A 20,172-nucleotide genomic window follows, 5' to 3' on the forward strand; every position below is an offset into this window, starting at 1 on the left:
CCATGCACATCGTCAGCGTCACCCGTTCTGTGCCCCACCCCGGCATCACCCACGCCGGCGGCGAGTACTACCTGCGCCACGTCACCGCCCTGCGGTCCCTCGGCCATCGCGTGACGATCGTCGCGCCCCGCACCGCCGACAACGAGCGCGCCGCGGCCCTCGCCCCCGACGGCGTGCTGCTGTACGGCGACGGGGACCTCTCCGCGCTGACCCGCGCCGAGCGCCTGCTCCTGCGGATCGTTCCCGCCGTGGTGACGGTTCGGGAGCGGCGGGCGATCCTGGGCGACCCGGCGGTCCGCGGTCAGGTCGCCCTCGCGGATGCCGTGGAGTACCAGTGGACGCAGGCCGCGACCCTCGCCCGGTGTCTCTCCCGCCGGGGATTCCGCACCGCGCGTCGCATCGTCGTGCTGCACGACGTCATGACGCAGCAGACGCGCCGACAGCTCGCGGACACCGCGGCATCCCTCGGCCTCCGCGCGCAGCGCCTCCTGAAGCACCTCGCGGTGCGTGCCGTCGAACGGCGGGCCGTCGCCGGCGCCGACGCCGTGGTGGTCTTCAGCGAGAAGGATGCCGCTCAGGCCCGCGTTCTCCGCCGGCGGGGGAGCGACGTGGTGACGGTGGTCCGCCCTCCGCTCGCCGCCGGGATCGAGGAGCGGCCCCCGCGGGCGGGGGCGGCATCCACGTTCCGCGTCCTCATGGTCGGGTGGTTCCGTCGCAGCGACAACGCCGACGCGGCCCTCTGGCTCGCGCGGGAGGTGTGGCCCTGCGTCGTCGCCCGTCTGCCCCACGCCCGGCTCGTCCTGGCGGGCGGCGACCCGACCGAGGAGGTGCGCGGCCTCGCCGCGCGGGACGAGACCGTCACGGTCACCGGCTACCTCGACAGCCTCGACGAGGAGTATCTCGCCGCGGATGCGGTCGCGATCCCGATGCGACAGGGGGCCGGCGTGAAGTTCAAGACGGTCGTCGCCATGCTCCAGGGGTGCCCCGTCGTCTCGACGGCCGTCGGACTCGAGGGCATCACGGACGACCCGGCCCTCGTCTGGCGGCAGGCGGAGACGCCGGAGGCCTTCGCCCGAGGGCTCATCGACGCGGCGCTCTCGCCCGACGACGCGACGGCCGTGGCCGACCGCGCGCGGGACTGGGCGCGGCGCGAGTTCTCGGACGAGGCGTTCCGCGACGCGCTGACCCGCCTGTTCGCGGAGGAGGTTCACCCGCCCGCCCCGGGGTGCCCCGTCGCGGAACCGTCGACGGAGGCGGTGTGAGAGTGAGCATCCCCGACCCGGCGACGACAGGACGACAGGTGAACCCGTATTCCCCCGAGAGCTTCGGTGTGGTCTCCCCCGTGAACGAGCCGGAGACGCTGCGGCGCTGCCTGGCGGCATCCCCCGACATCGCCGACGGCACGGTGCGCCTCCGGACGGTCCTGGACGCCCGTTCCGCGCCCACCGTCATCGCCGACGCCCTCACCGACATGGACGTGCCCTTCGTCGTCTACGCGCACCAGGACGTCTACCTGCCGACGGGGTTCTTCGACATCCTCGCCCGGCAGCTCGCCGAGCTCGAGGAGACCGATCCCGCCTGGGCGGTCGTCGGCGCCATCGGACGCGACGCGGCGCTGGAGGACAAGGGCGAGGTATGGAGCACCGACCGCGGGATGGTGGTGGGCCGTCCGATCGCCGGACCCGCGCCGATCGAGTGCCTCGACGAGTGCCTCCTCGTGCTGTCCCGCCGCGCGCTGCCGTTCGTGGACACCGCCCTGCCGCACTTCCACCTCTACGGCGTGGACATCGTCCAGAACGCCAAGCGCGCGGGGGCGACGTCGTACGCGCTGCCGATGCGCATCGTCCACCACGCGAAGCCGATCACGTCGCTGGGCGGCGGGTACGCCCTCGCCCACCGGTACATGCGGCGCAAGTGGCGCGCGCGTCTGCCCCTGACGACGCTCATCGCCCCGCTGGAGCGGGTGCCGTGGAAGCTGTGGAAGATGCGCCTGGGCGCCCGGGTGCGCAGTAACGTGCCGGCCCGGCACCCGTACGGTCAGGCGACCGATCCGGTCGCCATCGCGCGCGAGCTCGGATACGAGTGACACGGACGCCGGGTGCCCATCCGACGATGGGTGCCCGGCTGTCCGCTCCCGCTCGCCCGGGTCGTGTTCCGGATGCCGCCGACGTCAGCGGCGGGGCCAGAGATCGACGGTCGGCGCCCAGACCCTCCCGAGGGCCGCGCGCTGCGCGTCGACGGTGTTGCCGTCCAGGTAGTGGTCCCACGCGGCGACCGTGCGCGCGCGCCAGGCGTCGACGTCGTCCGTCCGGACGGCGCGGACCAGGTCGATCAGCCCGTCCTCGATCGTCAGCGGCGCCGGCAGGCAGGGGAGCGCGGCGATCCGCCGCGCCAGGATCGGGAGACCGGCGGCGTGGGCGTCCAGCAACGCGATCGGGAAGCCCTCCCACGCCGCCGTGTGCAGGTACACGTCCAGAGAGGCGAGGGCGGAGCCGACGTCCGGGCCGTCGAGCCAGCCCGTGATCTCGATCCCCGCGGCGGTGTCGTCGGGCGGGCCGCCGATCCAGGTGGCATCCACCGTCCCGATCTCCTGGCGCAGGCGATCCACGGTCGCGGCGAAGTACGCGGGATCCTTCTGCGGGGACCAGCGGCCCATCATGCCCACGCGCAGCGGCCCGGGGCGGCGGTCGCCCGGCGAGGGGAGCGGGACGAGGGAGGCGACGTTCGGGATCACCGTGACGGTTCCGACGCGGCTGCCGAGCGCCCGTGCGGTGGCCGCCTCGCCGGGGCCGCAGGCGGCGAGGACGTCGGTCCGGCCGGCGAGGAGGCGCTCGACGCGTCGATAGGCGAGGCGGGCGGGGCGCGAGATGTCCGTGCGGGCGAACCCGAAGCAGTGCGGGGTGTAGACCAGCCGCGGTCCGCTGCGCGAGCGGACGAGACGGGCGTACGCGCCGGGGAAGCTGGAGTGGGCGTGGACGACGTCGGCGTCGGTGCGCCGCAGCAGACGGTACAGCGCCGCCGCGGCGTGCGCGGGCGTGCGGACGTCCCAGTCGAGGAACGTGGCGGCGGCACCGTCGTCGGCGCGCCAGACGGCCGCGGGCGCCCCGTCGACGAAGGGGGACGTTACGACGTGCTCGACGTCCGGCGGCGAATGCGCGATGTACGTGCGCACCGCGACGGGGACGCCGCCCGTGATGCGGTCCACGACGTGGAGGACGCGACGCGGCCGGGGGGACGTCATGCCGATGCAGCTGCCGTGCGGCGCGCCAGGCGGCGGTCGTGCAGGGTGGTCCAGACGGCCGACGCGGCGTAGAGCAGGCACAGCGGGAGCGCGACGAGTCCCATGCTCAGGAGATCGGAGGCGGGCGTCACCGCGGCCGAGAAGATGATGATGACGACGAGCGCCGCGCGCCACCCGCGGACGATGCTCCGCGCGGACAGCACTCCGACGGCGTTGAGGGCGATGATCGCCAGCGGTGAGACGAACGAGATCCCGACGGCGACGACGAGCTTGAGCAGGAAGTCGTAGTACTGGGTCGCGCTGAGCAGGGTGGTCGATCCCTCGGGCGCGAAGCCGGCGAGCATGACGACGATGTGCGGCATGATCCACCACCCGAACGCCGCCCCCGAGACGAACAGCGGCACGGCGGTGCCCACGAAGAGGACACCGGCCCGGCGTTCGCGCGGAGTCAGGCCGGGGACGAGGAACGCCCACAGCTGGTAGAGCCAGACCGGGGTCGCCAGCACGATCCCGGCCGTGAGCGCGATCTTGAACCGCAGGTCGAAAGCCTCGCCGACCCGCGTGAAGTTCAGGGCGGCGTGGTCGCCGAGGTCGAGTTCCGACAGCGGCGCGGCCGCCGCCTGGATGATCACGTCCGAGAGGAGGAAGCCCACGATCCCCGTCACCAGCACGGCGATCGCGGAGATCATCGCGCGGGTGCGGAACTCGCGCAGGTGCTCGCGGAGCGACATCGCTCCGTCGCTCGGCCGGCCGGCCGAGCCCAGGAAGCGACGCCGCGGCGCGAGGGTCACGCCGGCGATGAGCTGCCCGACTCGGGACGGTGGCCGCTCTCCGCGGGAGCGGTCGGCGCCGGGGCAGCGGTCGCCGGGGCGGCAGCGGGTGCCGGGGTGACGGCCGCGGGGGCGGCGGTCGTGGCCGCGGCATCCTCCGCCTGCTCCTGCTTGGCGGTGCGCGACTCCTTCTTGATGATGCGCACGGACTCTCCGACGCTCTTGGCCAGCGCCGGCAGCTTGGCCGCGCCGAAGAGGAGGAGGACGAGAACGAGGATGAGGATGAGATGCCATCCCGAGAATGCGTTGCCGAACATGCCCACGGGAAACCTCCGGTCGGTGGGGTGCGAAGGGTCCATGGTCGAGGACTCGCTCCCGGTTTCGCCCGTATCCACTGGGAACATCGCCCGGCCGACCCCGGAAATTCACCCGCTCTCGGAACGTGACCGCTCGCCGGCCTCGTGTACGCCGGCGGCTTGACTGTCGCGATGCCGCAGTCCACGGCGAAGGGGGAGTACATGCCGATCCGCAGCGGACCCACCACGCGCATCCTCGTCGTGTGCACGGCGAACGTCATCCGTTCGCCGTTCGTCGCGGCCTTGTTGCGCACGCGCCTGCACCCGACGCCCGCGGGCCCGGTCGTCGTCACGAGCGCGGGCGTCTCCGCGCGGTTCGGAACCTCGGCCGAGGCGCAACTGCTCGACGTCGCACGCGTCTACGGCCTCGACCTCTCCGCGCATCGGGCGGAGCGTCTCGTCGAACCGGCCCTCGAGGGGCAGACAGTCATCCTCTGCGCGGAGCGGCGTCACCGCCGCGCGGTCCTGCGGATGCGTCCCGACCTCGTCTCGACGGTGTTCACGGTGCGGGAGTTCGGGCGCCTCCTCGAGGCCGTCCGCGGAGCCGGACTCTCGCCGACGGACTGGCACTCCCTCGTCGCGGCCGCCGCGTCGCTGCGGACGAAGGACCGACATGTTGCCGAGGGCGACGACGGCATCGTCGACCCGGTCTCGCGTCCGCCCTCGGTCTGGCAGGCGTTCGAGCGCCAGAGCGTGCAGGCGGTGTCCTCGATCCTGGCGTCCGGGAACGCGTTGCCGGGCCGGCTCGCGGACGGCGGTCCGGGCGGCGTCTCCGGAGGGACGGGCGCCGTCGTGAGCGGGCTCCGGCGAGCTCTGGCGGGGAGCGGAGCCGCGGGCGTCGACGCCCGGGGAACGGGACCGTCCCTGGTCGTGGCGAGCCGCGCCGAGCCGGGGGACGGCGCCACCGGGGCTCCGCCGCCGGTGACGCGGCGCGAATACCGTCGCACGATCACCGCGAACGGGAGGCGTCGCTGATGTTCGACATGGGATGGGACAAGCTGCTGCTGGTCGCGATGCTCGTGGGACTCGTGGCGGGTCCCGAGCGGCTCATGGGCTGGAGCCGCTCGGCGGTGCAGTTCCTCGGCCGCGCGCGGGAGGCCTATCGCGCCGGCAAGGCGCAGGTGGTGGGGGAGCTCGACCAGTTCGCGCCCGACTGGCGGTCGTACGACCCGCGCCGGATGGACCCTCGGCGCATCATCCGGGACGCACTCGAGGGCGGCGAGCCGGCACCGCCCGTCGCCGCGCAGCCGGCCGAAGCTTCGGCCGCACCGACGATCGGGGTCCGCTTGGACCCGCTCGGGGAGCGTCCGCCGGCCCGCGCGCGGACGGCGCAGCCGCCGGTCGCCGACGCGTCGACGGGGGAACAGGCCGAAAGGGGTGAACCGCCACGCGTGAGCGGGTGAGGGCCGAGGTGAAAACCGCCCCCAACGGCCTGGTCCGCGCCGGCGGAGGCGACGCCCCCGACCCCGGGAACGGACCGGCGGGGCGACCTCAGACGTCGCGGCGCGCGCCCTCCGACGGCGTGACCGTGAAGATGTTCGGACGGCGGAACCCGGCTGCCGCGAACGCGGTGAGGACGGCCTCGGTGGCCACCGGGACGAGTTCGCTGTCGAGAAGCGCGATGGCGGCGCCGCCGAACCCGCCGCCGGTCATCCGGGCGCCGAGCGCGCCGGACGACAGTGCCGTCTCGACGGCGAGGTCGAGCTCGGGCACCGAGATCTCGAAGTCGTCGCGCATCGACACGTGCGACGCCGTGAGGAGGTCTCCGATCGCCCGGGGCCCGTCCGCGTCGAGGGCGGCGACGGTGTCGAGCACGCGCTGATTCTCGGTGACGATGTGCCGGACGCGCCGGAACGTCACGTCGTCGAGGATCTCCGCCGCACGGGGCAGGTCGTCGACGCCGAGGTCGCGCAGCGCGGCGACGTCGAAGGCGGCGGCCCCCTTCTCGCACGACGCCCGGCGCTCGCGGTACCCGCCCGAGGAATGCGCGTGCTCGACGAGCGTGTCGATCACCAGGATCTGCAGCCCCGCCTCGGCGAAGCCGAGGGCGACGGGCCGGGTCGCGAGCGTGCGGCAGTCGAGGAATGTGGCCGCGTCGGCGACGCCGAGCATGGATGCCATCTGGTCCATGATCCCCGTCGGTGCCCCGACCGCGTCGTTCTCGGCGATGCGGCCGACGCGGGCGAGGGACACCTTGTCGAGTCCGGCGTCCCACAGGTCGTTCAGCGCCGACGCGACGGCGCCCTCGATCGCCGCGGAGGACGACAGCCCGGCGCCCACGGGGACCTCCGAGGCCACGGCGATGTCGAGGCCGCGAGGGGTGGCATCCGGAGCCTCGGCGCGCAGCGCCCACGCCACGCCGAGCGGATAGCCCGCCCAGTCCAGCCCGCCCGCGGCGATCCGCGCGTCGAGGTCGGCGAGCGACACGTCGACGCCGGTCGACGAGAAGGTCGACCGGACGCGGATCAGGTCGTCGTCGCGCAGGGACATCGCGGCGGCGGTCCGCTGCGCGATGGCGAAGGGGAGCACGAAGCCCTCGTTGTAGTCGGTGTGCTCTCCGATGAGGTTGGCCCGTCCGGGGGCGGACCACACCCCGGCCGGCGGGGCATCGGTCAGGCTGGCGAGCAGGGCGCGGGCGTCGTCGACGGCGGTCATGCCGTCACCTCCGGAACGGTGTCGAGGGCGGCGCGCAGGCGCTCGGCCTGCGACTCGGGGGTGACGTCGCCGATCCAGGCGCCCATGGCGGCCTCGGATCCGGCGAGGTACTTCAGCTTGTCGGCGGCGCGACGGGGCGACGTGATCTGCAGGCTGAGGCGGACGGTTTCGCGGGCGCGGTCCACCGGGGCCTGATGCCACGCGGCGATGTACGGGGTCGGGGTCTCGTACAGCGCGTCGATGCCGCGGAGCAGCCGCAGGTAGAAGGGCGCGAGCTCGTCGCGTTCGGCATCCGTCGTCTCCGCCAGGTCCGCAACGTGGCGGTGGGGGAGGACGTGGACCTCGATCGGCCACCGGGCGGCGAAGGGGACGAAGGCCGTCCAGTGCTCGCCGCGCAGCACGACGCGCTCCCCGGCGCTCTCGACCTCGAGGATGCGCGCGAACAGGTCGTCGGACGTGCGCGAGAGCGTGTCGAGCAGGCGGTGGGTGCGAGGGGTGACGTACGGGTAGGCGTAGATCTGGCCGTGGGGGTGGGGCAGTGTGACGCCGATCTCCTGGCCGCGGTTCTCGAACGGGAAGACCTGCCGGATGCCGGGGAGGGCCGAGAGCGCCGCGGTGCGATCGGCCCAGGCCTCGATGACGGTGCGGGCGCGGGTCCGGGTGAGGGAGCCGAACGACCCCTCGTGCGCCGGGCTGAAGCACACGACCTCGCAGCGTCCGACCGAGGTGCGGGTGCGGCCGAGGCCGAGGTGCTCGAGGTCGTCCGCGCTGCGCGGCGGGTCGTCGGCCGCGGGTGCGTCGGCGGTGGCGGCATCCAGGGCCGGTCCGAACGACGGCGATTTGTTCTCGAAGACGGCGACGTCGTAGAGCGAGGGGATCTCGGACGGGTTCGTCGGCGTCTGCGGCGACAGCGGATCGAGGTGCGCCGGCGGGAGGAAGGCGCGGTTCTGACGATTGGATGCCACGGTGATCCAGTCGCCGGTCAGCACGTCCTGCCGCATGGTCGCGGTCGCCGGGCGCGGGTCGAGGGTGCGGGCGTCGACGGCGCGCTCGGCGCCGAGCGCGGTGCCCGGGTCGTCGAAGTAGAGCAGCTCGCGGCCGTCGGCGAGGCGGGTCGAGCGCTTGACGACACCGTTGCCGAGGGTCACGGCGGGGGAGGTCTCCGTGTTCACGATAACACGCTACATCCCGCGCGTGCTATCGTCAACATGGAGGTGGTGGGATGCCGGTGTCGATGGCCGATGTGGCCCGGAGGGCGGGTGTCTCGGCGCAGACCGTCTCACGCGTGGCGAACGGCAGCCCCCGCGTCGACCCGGGTACGCGCCTCCGCGTGGAGAAGGCCATGGGCGACCTCGGCTACCGCATGCACCGCGCCGCTCGTGCGCTGCGCACCGGCCAGACCTCCACGATCGGCCTCGTCGTCTCGACGCTCGCCTCCGTCGGCAACTCGCGCATGCTGCAGGCGATCTCCGAAGCGGCCGCGGCCCGCGACTACGCCCTTGCCGTGGTGACCGTCGGGGAGAGAGGCATCCGCGACGCCTTCGCCCGCCTACGCTCGCAGGGAGTGGACGGGGCCGTCGTGCTCAACGAGGCGACCGAGCTCGCCCGCGACGTCGACCCGCCCGCCGACCTCCACCTCGTGGTCGTCGACTCGCCGGCCGACGCGCGGTACTCCATCGTGCAGACGGACCATGCCGGCGGAGCGCGGGCGGCCGTCGCGCATCTGCTGTCCCTCGGTCACGACACCGTGCACCACCTCGCCGGACCGGTGGGGTCCTTCGCCGCGGCCGAGCGCGAGCGCGGATGGCGGGCGGCGCTGGCGGACGCCGGGGCGGCGATGCCCGATCCCGTGCGCGGCGATTGGACGTCGGCATCCGGGTACGCCGCCGTCGACGACCTCGACCGGGCCACGGCGCTCTTCGTCGCGAACGACCAGATGGCGCTCGGCGTCCTGCGGGCCCTCACCGACGCGGGTCGACGCGTTCCCGAGGATGTCGCCGTCGTCGGCTTCGACGACATCGTGGATGCCGCTCAGTACCGACCGCCGCTCACGACGGTGCGCCAGGACTTCGACGAGCTGGGTGGCTGTGCCGTCGCCGCCCTCGTCGCGGCGATCGAGGGGGGTGCGCCCGTCGCCGAGTCGGTGCCGACGTCGCTCGTCGTGCGCGCGAGCAGCGGGAGCCGCTGACCACCCGCCGGCACACGCGTCTCTCGCGGCGGCATCCCTTCTTCGCACTCTCCGCGGCGGGATCTGTGATCCTGCGAGGGGCTCAGCCCTCGTGCCAGCCGCGGTCGAGGATGCGGAACCCGGCCTCGATCGTGGCCGCAGCGTCGTCGTGCTCGAACGCCAGGATCTGCAGCTGCAGGACCATCCGCGCGTAGACCCGGATCTCGGCGTCGGGTTCCGCGTGGCCGGTCGTCTCCGCGATGGCATCGGCGAGGGCGTCCTCGTGGCGGAGCCACATGCGGCCGGCGTACTCCCGCAGGGCGGGGGTCGAGTCGATGAGCTGCATGAAGAGGCGCCGGTGCTCGCCGTCCGGGTCGAAGGCGAGGCCGATGAGCTCGCGACGGTAGAGGTCGCGCAGCGCCTGCGACACCGTGGTCCCGGGTGCGCGATCGCGCACCGCGTCGACGAGCAGGTCGCGCTGGGCGTCGTCCTCGTCGAAGACCAGCGCCTCCTTCTGCGGGAAGTGGGCGAACACGGTGGTGGGGGAGACGTCGGCGGCATCCGCGACCTCCCGGATGCTCACCTCGTCGAACCCGCGCTCGAGGAAGAGCGCCGTCGCCGCGTCCGAGATCGCCTTCCGCGTCGCGGCCTTCTTGCGCTCCCGACGCCCGATCGTCTCGCTCATGTCGACCATCTTACTGGCGCGATGTCGAAACTGTCTTGACACCGAAACTGGTATGACTACAGTTACGGCATGACTTCGCAAACCATTCCTCCTCTCGCAGCAGGGAACGGACGCCGCGCGTGGATCATGCTCGTCGTCATCACGACGCTCACGACGGCGGGCATGACCGTCGTCCTCCCAGTGCTGCCCTTCGTCGTCCTCCGCTACGTCTCGAACCCCGCCGACCTGGCCGTGTGGGTCGGCATTCTCGAGACGGTGAACGCCCTGTGCGCCTTCCTGATGGCCCCCTTCCTCGGACGTCTCTCGGACCGCTTCGGCCGTCGGCCGGTCATCATCGTGGCGGGCTTCGGCGCGGCCGTCGGGTTCGTCCTCTTCGGGCTCGGCGGCGCCCTCTGGGTGCTGCTCCTCGGTCGTGTCGTGCAGGGCGTGACGGCCGGAGACCTGCCCGCGCTCTTCGCCTACCTCGCCGACATCACCCCGCCCGAGAAGCGTGCGCGACGGTTCGGCGTCCTGGGCGCGACCGCGGGCATCGGCACGATGGTCGGTCCCGCCCTCGGCGGGACGCTCGCCGCGATCGACCTCGACCTGCCGGTCTTCGTGACGGCGGCTCTGGCGGCGACGGTGGCGGTCCTGAGCATCTCCCTCCTCCCCGAGAGCCTTGCGCCGGAGAAGCGCATCGCGTCCCTGGACCTCCGGCAGGTGCACCCCTTCGCCGTCTTCCGCGGCGTGCTGCGCCGCCCCGAGCTGCGCGCGCTCATGCTCGGACTCGTGCTCGTCGGCCTGCCCTTCGGCTTCTTCGTCAACAACTTCAGCGTCCTGGGACTGGATGCCATCGGCGCCACCCCGACGGCCATCGGCCTGCTCACCGCGTGCGTCGGCGTGATCGACATCGTCATCCAGGGCGCGCTGCTCGGTCTTCTGCTGCCCCGGATCGGGGAGCGCGGGGTGGTGGTCGGCGGCATCGTCACGCAGGCCGTCGGTCTCGTCGCCCTGGCGGCGGTCGCCTCCGTTCTGGCGGAGCCGTGGCTCTTCGCCGTCGGGGCGTTGACGCTCGCCGCGGGTCAGGGGGCGGCCACCGCGACGATGGACGGGCTGCTGTCCACCGCCGTCGGAGACGACGAGCAGGGGTGGATTGCCGGGGCCGCGCAGTCGGTCAACGCCGCGGTCGGCGCCGTCGCCCCGCTGCTGGCGGGGCTGCTCTACGCCCACATCGCCCACGCGTCGCCGTACGTGCTGGGGGCGGTGCTCATGCTCGCCGCGGCCGTGGTCATCGGGCGGGCGCGCTTCGCGAGTCCGTCGCGGCTCGGAGCGTCGGCGGAATCGGATGACGGCCGCGGAGTCGGACGAGATGCTGAAGTGCGTCCGACTCTGCAGCCGTGATCCGATTCTGCGCACGGTGCGACCTGAAGTAAGACTCTTGTTATTTTAGTTTGGTCATTGCAAAGTTTATTAACGTCTCAGATAATCACGGTGTGACACCCGCCGAGGCCCGCTGCCTACTCGGCCATCGATCACCTCACCAGGGCCGGATTCCTCAGGGAGATCACGGGACGCAAACGCGATCGTGTCTGGGTCGCATCGGAACTGCTGGCCGAGCTCGATGACCTCGACCGGCGCATCCAGGTCGCGATGACGGCCTGACGTCTTCGCCTCGGCCGGTGCGGCGCGCTCGCCGCCGGCTACGGCGACCGCAACCGCGTCACGCGCCACCACGCGAGATCGCGAGCCCGCGGCGAAGCCGCCGTCAGGCCTCGTCGCTCCAGGGCATCGGCCGCTCGGGGTCGCGGGAGGCGTCGTCGGGCACGGGCGAGAGCGCCTCGCCGCCCGCGCGAATGCAGAGCCACCGCAGCTCGCTGTCGCCGCCCGGGGTCGCGCGCCAGGTGCGCCAGACGTTCTGTCCGACCCGCACGACGCTGCCGGGACCGACGTCGACCACGTCGTCGTCGAGACCCATCTGTCCGCGCCCCTCCAGAAAGACGTACAGTTCCTCGACCCGGGTGTGCGTGTGCCAATAGCCGGCCTCTTCGCCGGGCAGGAGGGCGTTCGCCGTCATCCCGATGAACTGCATGGTCAGCTCCTGATCGACGACGCGCCGCCCATCGCGGGAGCGTGCCGGGGCGAAACCCCCGAAATGGTCGCGCCAGTCGCCCAGTCCGCCGATCTCGGTAATCTCGTAGTCGCTCATCGGTTCCCGCTTTCGGTCGTCGGAGTCGACGGCTGCCACTCGTCGCTCTCCCGCCCCCACACGGAGGGAGGGATCGACCGGATCCCCGCAGCCATCGTCATGCCTCCATCCTGCTCCTCTCGAACGCGCCTGCGCAGGGGGAGCGACGAGGACAGGGGATGCCACGAGAACAGGCCGATCCACGCGGAATCGACCTGTTCTCGGCGTACACGCCTGTTCTCGCGACGGCCTACTCCTCGCGCTGCCCCAGCGCGGGCTCGGCCACGAACCGGGCCGTCAGCGATAGCGCCTGCTCCAACTCGAGCAGCACGAGCTCGTTCGCGCCGGCCTTCGTCGCCGGGGCGGGGACGTACAGCGTGCGCTGCGGCGCCTGCCGCCAGTACCGGCCGAGGAAGAAGCCGTTGACGAAGGCGAAGCCCTTGGTCCACGCGTCGGTGTCGAGGAACAGGTCGCTCGGGGCGTCGAGGTCGAACGAGCCGCGCAGGAGGGCGCGACCGGCCGCGCCGTCGCCGGTGCCCGCGGCGGCCGCGAGGTCGATCGGGGTGGCGGTCCACCCGGTGAGCGGGCGGCCGTCGAGCGTCGCCGCGCCGTGCAGCCCCTTGTGCTCGCCGAGGCGGTCCGCATAGTTGACGCGGCCCTGGTCCTCCACCAGCACGGTCAGCCGGGCGCCGGCCGGGATGGCCACTGCCCGTTCGTGCAGGGTGCGGGACAGCCGCCCGACGAAGGCGCCGTCGACATGGACCCACGCCATGTCGCGCACCTCGTCGAAAGCGAGCACCGCCCGGTCGCCGTCGAACGCGGGCAGGTCGACGTCGTAACGCACCAGCGCCCCGAGGTGACCCAGCTGCTCGAACGTCGCGGGGGCGTCGGCGGGGGCGGAGTCGTGGGCGGGCGGCATCCATTCGCCCTCGCCCGACAGGGCCACCTCGAACGCCGGGGCGTCGGGGCGGGAGGCGGGGGCCTCGTCCGGGACCGGCGCGTACTTCGCGATGACCTCGCGGAAGGCGTGGTACTTCGCGGTGGGGTGGCCGGACTCGTCCAGCGGGGCGTCGTAGTCGTAGGACGTGACGATCGGGTCGAAGCGTCCCTTGTCGTTCGCGCCGTTCGTCGTGCCGAAGTTCGTGCCGCCGTGCACCATGTAGATGTTGACGGAGGCACCGGCCGCGAGCAGGACGTCGAGGTCGTGGGCGGATGCCGCCGGGTCGGTCGTGTGGTGGATGCTGCCCCACCAGTCGAACCAGCCGTCCCAGAACTCCGAGCACATCAGGGGACCGGTGGGCTGGTGCTCGCGCAGGGTCGCCAGACGCTCCTCGGATCGCGAGCCGAAGGAGCCGGTGAGGTGCAGCTCGGGCAGGCTGCCGGCCTCGAGCATCCACGGCATCGGCTGATCGACGGTGGTCAGCGGCACGGTGATGCCCGCGTCCTTCGTCACGCGCACGAGCTCGCGGAGGTAGTCCTTGTCGGAGCCGTAGGCGCCGTACTCGTTCTCGATCTGGACGAGCACGACGTTGCCGCCGCGGTCGATCTGCCGGGGCGCGACGATCTCGTACACGCGGCGGAGGTACTCCGACACGGCGGCGAGGAACTGCGGCTCCGACCGGCGGATGCCGATGCCCGGCGTCGAGGTGAGCCAGACCGGCAGCCCGCCGTTGTGCCATTCCGCGCAGATGTACGGGCCGGGGCGCACGATCGCGTGCAGGCCCTCGTCGGCGATGAGGTCGAGGAAGCGTCCGAGGTCGTTCCACCCGGTGGCATCCCAGTCGCCCCGGACCGGCTCGTGGGCGTTCCAGGCGACGTAGGTCTCGATGGTGTTCAGGCCCATCGCCTTCGCCTTGCGGATGCGGTCGCGCCAGTGCTCGGGGTGGATGCGGAAGTAGTGCAGCGTGCCGGAGATGACCTGGTACGGCCGTCCGTCGAGCAGGAAGTCGGTGTCGCCGATGGTGAAGGTGGTCACGGTGTCTTTCGGGTCGGGGGTTCCGCGCGGGGGCGTTCAGCGCAGGCGGGCGCGCAGGCGCACCCAGGCGAGCGGGGGGAGGGGGAAGCGGAGGATGCCGTCGGCGCCGACCTCGACGGGGAGCGCGACGGGCGCGACGCGCTCCGCGCCGGCCGCGTTCGTCGTGTGCCGGTCGCCGCCGTCGGGGATGGTGAGGACGACGGCCTCGACGTCGGTCACGGCGCCCAGGTCGAGCTCGACGTCGGTGGCGGCGTCGAGCTCGCGGTGAGCGAGGAGGACGGTCATGGCGTCGCCGTCCACGGTCGCGACGGCGTCGACCGCGTCCACGGCGCCGTGCCGGGCCGTGTCGATCGTCGCTCCGTCGACCCGGGGGTGGACGACGCGGCCCGTCGCCGCCGCCGCGGTGAGGGCGAACGGGTGGAAGGTGGTCTGCCGCCAGGCGGCGCCGCCGCCCGGCTCCGTGCGGATGGGGGCGATGACGTTCACGAGCTGTGCCAGGTTCGCCATCGAGACCCGGTCGGACCGCCGGATGAGCGTGATGAGGAGGGACCCGACGACGACGGCGTCGGTGACGGTGTAGTCGTCCTCGATCAGGCGCGGCGCGACCGGCCAGTCACCGGTGAAGACCCGGGGCTTGTCGACCTCGTTCCAGCGGGTCTGGTTCCAGACGTTCCACTCGTCGACGCTGATGCCGATCGCACGGCCGTCCGGGCCGGTCGCCCCGACCTCGTCGATGATGTCGGCGACCTCGCCGATGTACCGGTCGAGGGCGACGCCGCTGGCGAGGAAGCTCGCGGCATCCGCGGGGTCCTCCTCGTAGTAGGCGTGCACGGAGATGTGGTCGACGAGGCCCGCGGTGTGCCGGAGCACGGTGCGCTCCCACTCTCCGAAGGTCGGCATCTCGTGATTCGAGCTGCCCGCGGCCACCAGCTCGACCGACGGGTCGAGGAAGCGCATCATGCGCGCCGACTCGGCGGCGAGACGGCCGTACTCGTCGGCGGTCTTGTGGCCGATCTGCCACGGACCGTCCATCTCGTTGCCGAGGCACCACAACCGGATCCCGAACGGCTCCTCGCGGCCGTTCGCGCGGCGGCGGTCGCTCAGCGCGGTGCCGGAGGGGTGGTTGGCGTACTCGAGCAGGTCGGCGGCCTCGGCCACGCCGCGCGTGCCGAGGTTGACCGCCTCCATGACCTCGAGGCCCGCGGCATCCGCCCAGTCGGCGAACTCGTGCAGGCCCACCTCGTTGGTCTCGGTGCTGTGCCAGGCGGCATCCAGGCGCACCGGACGCTCCGCGCGGGGCCCGACGCCGTCCTCCCAGCGGTAGCCGGAGACGAAGTTCCCGCCGGGGTAGCGCACGACGGTCGCCCCGAGCTCGCGGACGAGCTCCTGCACGTCGGCCCGGAAGCCCGCGCCGTCCGCCGTCGCGTGATCCGGCGAATGGATGCCGTCGTAGACGCAGCGGCCCATGTGCTCGACGAACGTGCCGAACAGGCGACGGGGGACCACGGCGCCGAGGGCGGTGCGATCGACCGAGATGCGGGTGGGGGAGGTCATTCGTCTCTCCTGGGAGGGATGGGGCGCGCGCGCCTCGGGATGGCGGCGCGGATGGAGCGGGGGCGGGCCGCTCGCGAACGATGCGACCCGCCCCCGTGTCCGGACTTACTTGTTGACGCTGAAGCCCTGGTCGTTGCCGTACTGGACCAGCTGCTCCTGCCACGCCTCGAGACCGGCGTTCATGTCGCTGCCGTTCGCGTAGGCCTGACCCACGGTGTCGCTGTAGATGCTGTTGGCGTAGACCTGGAACGGCAGGTAGTTCCAGCCCTCGCGCACCTGGCTGGACGCCTCGGTGAGCACCTGGTTGATCTTCTGGCCGCCGAAGTACTCGTTCTCGGCGTCGACGAAGGCGGGGTCGCTCAGCTGCGCGGTGGTGGAGGGGAAGCCGCCGGACTCGGCGAAGATCTGCAGGCTCTCCTCGTCGTTGTTCAGCCACTTGAGGAAGCCGGCGGCCAGCGCCGGGTTCTGGCTCTGCTTGGTCACGGCCTGACCGCCGCCGCCGTTCTCCGCCGTCACCGGCTCGCCGTCGTACGTCGGGATGGGCGCGACGGCCCACTTGCCGGCGCCGTCGGCGACGGAGCTCTCGAGCACGCCCGGCATCCAGGCGCCGATCACGAGCGAGGCGATCGAACCGTCACCGAGGCCCTTGAACCACTCGTCCGACCAGCTGGGGGTGTCCGACAGCAGACCGCCCTCGATGAGGCGGTTCCAGTTGTCGGCGAACTTCTGCGAGCCCTCGTCCTGCAGGTCGATCGTGACGTCGGTGCCCGAGGCCTGGAAGGGCTGGCCGCCCGCCTGCCAGATCATGCTGGTGGTGAAGCCGGAGTCGCCGGTGTCGGCGGTGATGTACTTGGTGGGGTCGGCTGCGTGGAGCTTCTCGGCCGCGGCGACGTACTCGTCCCACGTGGTGGGCACGGCGATGCCGTACTGGTCGAAGACCTCCTTGTTGTAGAACAGGGCCATCGGGCCCGAGTCCTGGGGGAGGCCGTAGATCGCGCCGTCGAAGTCGACCGCGCCCCAGGTGCCGGGGCTGTAGTCGTCCTCGAGCTCGCCGAAGCCGTAGGGGGCGAGGTCGAGCAGCGAGTCCGAGAGGGCGAACTGGGGGAACGCGTAGTACTCGATCTGCACGACGTCGGGAGCGCCCGATCCCGCCTTGATGGCGTTCTGCAGCTTGGTGTACTCCTCGGTGTTCGTGCCGGCGTTGACCAGGTTCACGTTCACGTTGGGGTAGGCCTTCTCGAACGCGGCGACCTGCGCCTCGGCGGAGGGCGTCCACGACCAGTACGTGATCTCGCCGCCCTGCTCGAGAGCCGCCTCGATGTCCTCCGCGCTGCCGCCGTTGCCGCCTCCGGCGTTGCCGGAGGAGCAGGCGACGAGCGAGCCGGCCGCGAGCGCGGTGGCGGCGACGGCGAACGCGGCCCGCCGGACGGCGGTGCCCTTGCGCATGAATGTCATCGGGATTCCTTCACTTCGTTGTTTTGGAGTCCGGAGCAGGGCGCTCCGGTGCTGGTGGGGTGTGCGTCAGCGGCGACCGGCGCTTCGGGGCGCGGTCACTGCTTGACGCTTCCGGCGCTCAGACCCGACTGCCAGAAGCGCTGGAGTACGAGGAATGCGGCGACGATGGGGATGATCGACAGGAGGGCTCCCGTGATCACGAGGTTGTAGATCGGCTGGGCGCCGACGCCCGTGGCCTGGGCGTTCCACTGGTTGAGACCGACCGTCAGGGGGTACCAGGCCGGGTCGCTCAGCATGATGAGCGGCAGGAAGTAGTTGTTCCACGTGGCCACGACGGCGAACAGCAGGACGGTGACGATGCCGGGCATGAGCAGCCGGATCGAGATGGTGAAGAAGGTGCGGAACTCGCCCGCCCCGTCCATGCGCGCGGCCTCGAGGAGCTCGGTGGGGATCGCGTCGGTCGCGTAGACCCAGATCAGGTAGAGGCCGAACGGGCTGATGAGGGAGGGGATGATGATCGCCCACGGGGTGTTCGTGAGGCCCAGCTGGCTGAAGAGCAGGAACGTGGGCACGGCGAGGGCGGTGCCGGGCACGGCGATCGCGCCCAGCACGACGGCGAAGACGGCCTTGCGTCCCTTGAAGTTGTACTTGGCCAGGCCGTAGCCGGCGAGGGTGGCCAGCAGCGTCGCCCCGCCCGCGCCGACGACGACGTAGAGCAGCGTGTTGCCGAGCCAGCGGACGAAGATCCCGTCGCGGTAGGTCAGCGTCTGGACGATGTTGTCGCCGAGCGCGAAGCTGTCGCCGAACCACAGCCCGAACGACGAGAACAGGTCGGGCTGCGTCTTCGTGGCGTTGATCACGAGCCAGAACAGCGGGACCAGCGTGTAGAGCAGGTACAGGCCCATCACGATGCTGAGGACGAGCGACTTGCGTCCCTGCGAGGGGGAGGTGCGGGCGAACGAGGGCCGGCCTCCGGTGCGGGGGGAGCGGCGACCGGTGGTGACGGCGACGGTGTCGGTGCGGGGTGCGGTCGCGGTGGTCATCGCGCCTCCTGACGTGAGCCGCGCAGCTGCACGACGTAGGCGATGACGGCGGTGATGACGCCCATGATGATCGCGATGGTCGCCGCGTAGTTGTACTGCTGTCCGGCGAAGGAGAGGTTGTAGGCGTACATGTTCGGCGTGAAGAACGTCGAGATCGTGTTCGGCGCGAGGGGCTTCAGGATGTTCGGCTCGTTGAACAGCTGGAAGCTGCCGATGATCGAGAAGATCGTGGCGATGACGATGGCGCCGCGCACCGCGGGGATCTTGATCGAGAAGATCGTGCGCCACGCGCCCGCACCGTCGATGGATGCCGCCTCGTAGAGGTCGCTCGGGATGGTCTTCAGCGACGAGTAGAAGATGAGCATGTTGTAGCCCACGAACTGCCACGTGACGATGTTGCCGATCGAGACCAGCATCCATTCGGGGACGAAGGGCTGGACGACGTCGGACCCGAGGAGGCTGTTCAGGTTGCCGGCGAGGCCGAACTGGTCGCCGTAGATGTAGCCCCACATGAGGACCGCGACGACCGCGGGCACCGCATAGGGCAGGAAGATCACCATGCGGTAGAAGCCGGCGGCGTGCAGGCGTGCGCTGTCGATCGCCAGGGCGGCGGCGAGGGCCAGGACGAGCATGATCGGGACCTGCACGACGAGGAAGATCCCGACGCGGCCGAAGCCCTCCCAGAACTTCGGGTCCGCGGAGGCGGTGAGGTAGTTGTCGAAGCCGACGAAGGCGTTGCCGCCGATGAGCTGGTCGCGGAACAGGCTCAGGTAGAGCGAGTAGGCGAGCGGCGCGAGGAACACGAGGGCGAAGACGATCGCGAATGGAGCGACGAAGAGCCAGCCCCGCTCCTCGATGCGCCGGCGCCGTCGGCGCGGTGGGGTGCGCAGGGCGGGAGGGGGTGCCGCGGTGGTCGTCATCGTCCAGTGCCTCTTCAGTGATGCGCATTCCGTCCGGGTCGACGGAATGTTGACGTAAACATAACCCGGGGCCGCTACCATGTCAACGTCAACATCCCTGGAGGTAGACGTGAGCGAGACGACGACGGTGTCGACCGCGGTGTCGACGCGCGGCAGACGCCGCGACGCGTCCATGGCCGACGTGGCCGCGGCCGCCGGCGTGTCCGGACAGACGGTGTCGCGCGTCGCCAACGGTCGCACGAACGTCGACCCCGAGACCCGGCAGCGCGTGCTCGACGCCATGGAGACGCTCGGCTACCGGCCCAACAGCGCGGCCCGCGCGCTGCGCTCCGGGCGGTTCCGCAGCATCGGCGTCATCATGTTCTCGCTCGGCTCGTACGGCAACACGCGCACCCTCGACGCGCTGGCCTCGGTCGCCGCGGCATCCGGGTACTCCATCACCCTCATCACGGTCCGCTCGGCGACGCAGTCCGACGTGTCGGGCGCCTTCTCGCGGCTGCGCGAGCACGCGGTGGACGGCATCGCGATCCTCATCGAGACCCACCGCCTGGGCGAGAACGAGCTGTCGCTGCCGACGGGGCTGCCCGTGGTGGTCGTCGACTCCAGCGCCGACTACCCGTACGCGGTCGTCGACAACGACCAGGCCCAGGGCGCGCGCCTGGCCACCGAGCATCTGCTCGACCTCGGTCACGAGACGGTCTGGCACCTGTCCGGCCCGCCGGAGTCCTTCGCCGCCGAGCGTCGGCGCGACGCCTGGCGCGCGGCGCTGGAGGAACGCGGATGCCGTGTGCCCGAGGTGCAGATCGGCGACTGGACCGCGGAGTCCGGGCACCGCATCGGCACCGCGCTCGCCGCGGACCCGGCGGTGACGGCCGTCTTCGCAGCGAACGATCAGATGGCGCTCGGGGTGATCCGGGCCCTGCACGAGGCGGGTCGGGCCGTGCCCGGCGACGTGAGCGTCGTCGGCTTCGACGACATGCCGGAGGCATCCAACTTCTGGCCGCCGCTGACCACCGTGCGGCAGCGCTTCGAACGCGTGGGCGAGGAGGCGATGAGCGCCCTCATCGCCGACATCGAGGGCGGCGGAGGAGCGCACGAGCGCACCCTCGTGCCGACGTCGCTCGTGGTCCGGGCGAGCTCCGGGCCGCGCTGACCCCTCTTGTGCGCGCTCACATCCGCCGCGTAGG

Annotated in this window: 19 protein-coding genes; 7 read left to right on the forward strand and 12 right to left on the reverse strand. The window is 71.9% G+C overall.

Features of this window, described 5'->3' with window-relative positions:
- Positions 1-2: 2 nt before the first annotated feature.
- Both MRBLMI1_RS11320 and MRBLMI1_RS11325 read left to right on the forward strand, forming a co-directional pair.
- Positions 3-1,262, forward strand: a complete 1,260-nt coding sequence (locus MRBLMI1_RS11320) for a glycosyltransferase family 4 protein (protein WP_367732796.1) — start codon at positions 3-5, stop codon at positions 1,260-1,262.
- Between the two features lie 2 nt (positions 1,263-1,264).
- Complete coding sequence (locus MRBLMI1_RS11325) at positions 1,265-2,086, forward strand: hypothetical protein (protein ID WP_367732799.1); 822 nt, start codon at positions 1,265-1,267, stop codon at positions 2,084-2,086.
- A gap of 84 nt (positions 2,087-2,170) precedes the next feature.
- Here the strand turns inward: MRBLMI1_RS11325 and MRBLMI1_RS11330 are convergent, their stop codons facing one another.
- From MRBLMI1_RS11330 to tatA, 3 genes are read right to left on the reverse strand one after another with little or no spacing between them, the layout of a single operon-like run.
- Entirely contained in the window at positions 2,171-3,241 is a 1,071-nt protein-coding gene (locus MRBLMI1_RS11330) for a glycosyltransferase (RefSeq protein WP_367732802.1), read from the reverse strand.
- Positions 3,238-4,032 (reverse strand): twin-arginine translocase subunit TatC, encoded by a 795-nt coding sequence (tatC, locus tag MRBLMI1_RS11335; protein ID WP_367732805.1) that lies wholly within the window; start codon positions 4,030-4,032, stop codon positions 3,238-3,240. The genes MRBLMI1_RS11330 and tatC overlap by 4 nt, the downstream gene beginning before the upstream one ends.
- On the reverse strand, positions 4,029-4,328 hold the full coding sequence (gene tatA, locus MRBLMI1_RS11340) for a twin-arginine translocase TatA/TatE family subunit (protein WP_367732812.1): 300 nt from the start codon (positions 4,326-4,328) through the stop codon (positions 4,029-4,031). Before tatA ends, tatC begins: the two co-directional genes overlap by 4 nt.
- 171 nt (positions 4,329-4,499) lie before the next feature.
- Here tatA and MRBLMI1_RS11345 point away from each other — a divergent pair, with 171 nt between their 5' ends.
- Positions 4,500-5,342 carry a hypothetical protein gene (locus MRBLMI1_RS11345; RefSeq protein ID WP_367732814.1) on the forward strand — a complete coding sequence of 281 codons (843 nt, stop codon included), beginning with the start codon at positions 4,500-4,502 and terminating at the stop codon, positions 5,340-5,342.
- Positions 5,342-5,770, forward strand: a complete 429-nt coding sequence (locus MRBLMI1_RS11350; protein ID WP_367732817.1) for a Sec-independent protein translocase TatB — start codon at positions 5,342-5,344, stop codon at positions 5,768-5,770. Before MRBLMI1_RS11345 ends, MRBLMI1_RS11350 begins: the two co-directional genes overlap by 1 nt.
- A gap of 88 nt (positions 5,771-5,858) precedes the next feature.
- On the opposite strand, the gene galK is transcribed toward MRBLMI1_RS11350, so the two are convergent.
- Together galK and galT are read right to left on the reverse strand one after the other, a co-directional pair.
- Positions 5,859-7,022 (reverse strand): galactokinase, encoded by a 1,164-nt coding sequence (gene galK / locus MRBLMI1_RS11355; RefSeq protein WP_367732820.1) that lies wholly within the window; start codon positions 7,020-7,022, stop codon positions 5,859-5,861.
- Positions 7,019-8,194 carry a galactose-1-phosphate uridylyltransferase gene (gene galT / locus MRBLMI1_RS11360; RefSeq protein WP_367732823.1) on the reverse strand — a complete coding sequence of 392 codons (1,176 nt, stop codon included), beginning with the start codon at positions 8,192-8,194 and terminating at the stop codon, positions 7,019-7,021. Before galT ends, galK begins: the two co-directional genes overlap by 4 nt.
- Before the next feature lie 50 nt (positions 8,195-8,244).
- Here galT and MRBLMI1_RS11365 point away from each other — a divergent pair, with 50 nt between their 5' ends.
- Positions 8,245-9,210 (forward strand): LacI family DNA-binding transcriptional regulator, encoded by a 966-nt coding sequence (locus MRBLMI1_RS11365; RefSeq protein WP_367732826.1) that lies wholly within the window; start codon positions 8,245-8,247, stop codon positions 9,208-9,210.
- An 82-nt stretch (positions 9,211-9,292) separates the two neighbouring features.
- On the opposite strand, the gene MRBLMI1_RS11370 is transcribed toward MRBLMI1_RS11365, so the two are convergent.
- Entirely contained in the window at positions 9,293-9,874 is a 582-nt protein-coding gene (locus MRBLMI1_RS11370; protein WP_367732833.1) for a TetR/AcrR family transcriptional regulator, read from the reverse strand.
- A gap of 69 nt (positions 9,875-9,943) precedes the next feature.
- Between MRBLMI1_RS11370 and MRBLMI1_RS11375 the strand changes: the two genes are divergently transcribed.
- A complete protein-coding gene (locus MRBLMI1_RS11375; protein WP_367732836.1) occupies positions 9,944-11,254 on the forward strand; it encodes an MFS transporter in 1,311 nt (436 codons plus the stop codon).
- Positions 11,255-11,618: 364 nt separating this feature from the next.
- On the opposite strand, the gene MRBLMI1_RS11380 is transcribed toward MRBLMI1_RS11375, so the two are convergent.
- The 6 genes from MRBLMI1_RS11380 to MRBLMI1_RS11405 all read right to left on the reverse strand — a co-directional run bounded on the left by MRBLMI1_RS11380 (position 11,619) and on the right by MRBLMI1_RS11405 (position 18,985).
- On the reverse strand, positions 11,619-12,059 hold the full coding sequence (locus tag MRBLMI1_RS11380) for a cupin domain-containing protein (protein ID WP_367732839.1): 441 nt from the start codon (positions 12,057-12,059) through the stop codon (positions 11,619-11,621).
- A gap of 229 nt (positions 12,060-12,288) precedes the next feature.
- Positions 12,289-14,013, reverse strand: a complete 1,725-nt coding sequence (locus tag MRBLMI1_RS11385; RefSeq protein WP_367732842.1) for a glycoside hydrolase family 35 protein — start codon at positions 14,011-14,013, stop codon at positions 12,289-12,291.
- Between the two features lie 36 nt (positions 14,014-14,049).
- Positions 14,050-15,567: an alpha-N-arabinofuranosidase gene (locus tag MRBLMI1_RS11390; protein WP_367732845.1), complete on the reverse strand. Its 1,518-nt coding sequence runs from the start codon at positions 15,565-15,567 to the stop codon at positions 14,050-14,052.
- A gap of 105 nt (positions 15,568-15,672) precedes the next feature.
- A complete protein-coding gene (locus MRBLMI1_RS11395; protein WP_367732852.1) occupies positions 15,673-17,022 on the reverse strand; it encodes an ABC transporter substrate-binding protein in 1,350 nt (449 codons plus the stop codon).
- 95 nt (positions 17,023-17,117) lie between these two features.
- Positions 17,118-18,065, reverse strand: coding sequence for a carbohydrate ABC transporter permease (locus tag MRBLMI1_RS11400; RefSeq protein WP_414685862.1), 948 nt, complete (start codon positions 18,063-18,065; stop codon positions 17,118-17,120).
- A complete protein-coding gene (locus tag MRBLMI1_RS11405; protein ID WP_367732855.1) occupies positions 18,062-18,985 on the reverse strand; it encodes a carbohydrate ABC transporter permease in 924 nt (307 codons plus the stop codon). The genes MRBLMI1_RS11400 and MRBLMI1_RS11405 overlap by 4 nt, the downstream gene beginning before the upstream one ends.
- Before the next feature lie 172 nt (positions 18,986-19,157).
- Between MRBLMI1_RS11405 and MRBLMI1_RS11410 the strand changes: the two genes are divergently transcribed.
- On the forward strand, positions 19,158-20,138 hold the full coding sequence (locus MRBLMI1_RS11410) for a LacI family DNA-binding transcriptional regulator (RefSeq protein ID WP_367733683.1): 981 nt from the start codon (positions 19,158-19,160) through the stop codon (positions 20,136-20,138).
- The last annotated feature ends 34 nt before the right edge of the window (positions 20,139-20,172 follow it).

Source organism: Microbacterium sp. LMI1-1-1.1 (genome assembly GCF_040815675.1).
GTDB lineage: Bacteria > Actinomycetota > Actinomycetes > Actinomycetales > Microbacteriaceae > Microbacterium.

Bases quoted from the DNA above. Each gene is read 5' to 3' on its own strand.
- MRBLMI1_RS11395 (WP_367732852.1), bottom strand. From the start codon at position 17,022: ATGACATTCATGCGCAAGGGCACCGCCGTCCGGCGGGCCGCGTTCGCC.
- MRBLMI1_RS11380 (WP_367732839.1), bottom strand. From the start codon at position 12,059: ATGAGCGACTACGAGATTACCGAGATCGGCGGACTGGGCGACTGGCGC.
- MRBLMI1_RS11370 (WP_367732833.1), bottom strand. From the start codon at position 9,874: ATGAGCGAGACGATCGGGCGTCGGGAGCGCAAGAAGGCCGCGACGCGG.
- MRBLMI1_RS11375 (WP_367732836.1), top strand. From the start codon at position 9,944: ATGACTTCGCAAACCATTCCTCCTCTCGCAGCAGGGAACGGACGCCGC.
- MRBLMI1_RS11405 (WP_367732855.1), bottom strand. From the start codon at position 18,985: ATGACGACCACCGCGGCACCCCCTCCCGCCCTGCGCACCCCACCGCGC.
- galK (WP_367732820.1), bottom strand. From the start codon at position 7,022: ATGACCGCCGTCGACGACGCCCGCGCCCTGCTCGCCAGCCTGACCGAT.
- MRBLMI1_RS11400 (WP_414685862.1), bottom strand. From the start codon at position 18,065: ATGACCACCGCGACCGCACCCCGCACCGACACCGTCGCCGTCACCACC.
- MRBLMI1_RS11390 (WP_367732845.1), bottom strand. From the start codon at position 15,567: ATGACCTCCCCCACCCGCATCTCGGTCGATCGCACCGCCCTCGGCGCC.
- MRBLMI1_RS11330 (WP_367732802.1), bottom strand. From the start codon at position 3,241: ATGACGTCCCCCCGGCCGCGTCGCGTCCTCCACGTCGTGGACCGCATC.
- tatA (WP_367732812.1), bottom strand. From the start codon at position 4,328: ATGTTCGGCAACGCATTCTCGGGATGGCATCTCATCCTCATCCTCGTT.
- MRBLMI1_RS11365 (WP_367732826.1), top strand. From the start codon at position 8,245: ATGCCGGTGTCGATGGCCGATGTGGCCCGGAGGGCGGGTGTCTCGGCG.
- MRBLMI1_RS11345 (WP_367732814.1), top strand. From the start codon at position 4,500: ATGCCGCAGTCCACGGCGAAGGGGGAGTACATGCCGATCCGCAGCGGA.
- MRBLMI1_RS11350 (WP_367732817.1), top strand. From the start codon at position 5,342: ATGTTCGACATGGGATGGGACAAGCTGCTGCTGGTCGCGATGCTCGTG.
- MRBLMI1_RS11320 (WP_367732796.1), top strand. From the start codon at position 3: ATGCACATCGTCAGCGTCACCCGTTCTGTGCCCCACCCCGGCATCACC.
- MRBLMI1_RS11410 (WP_367733683.1), top strand. From the start codon at position 19,158: ATGGCCGACGTGGCCGCGGCCGCCGGCGTGTCCGGACAGACGGTGTCG.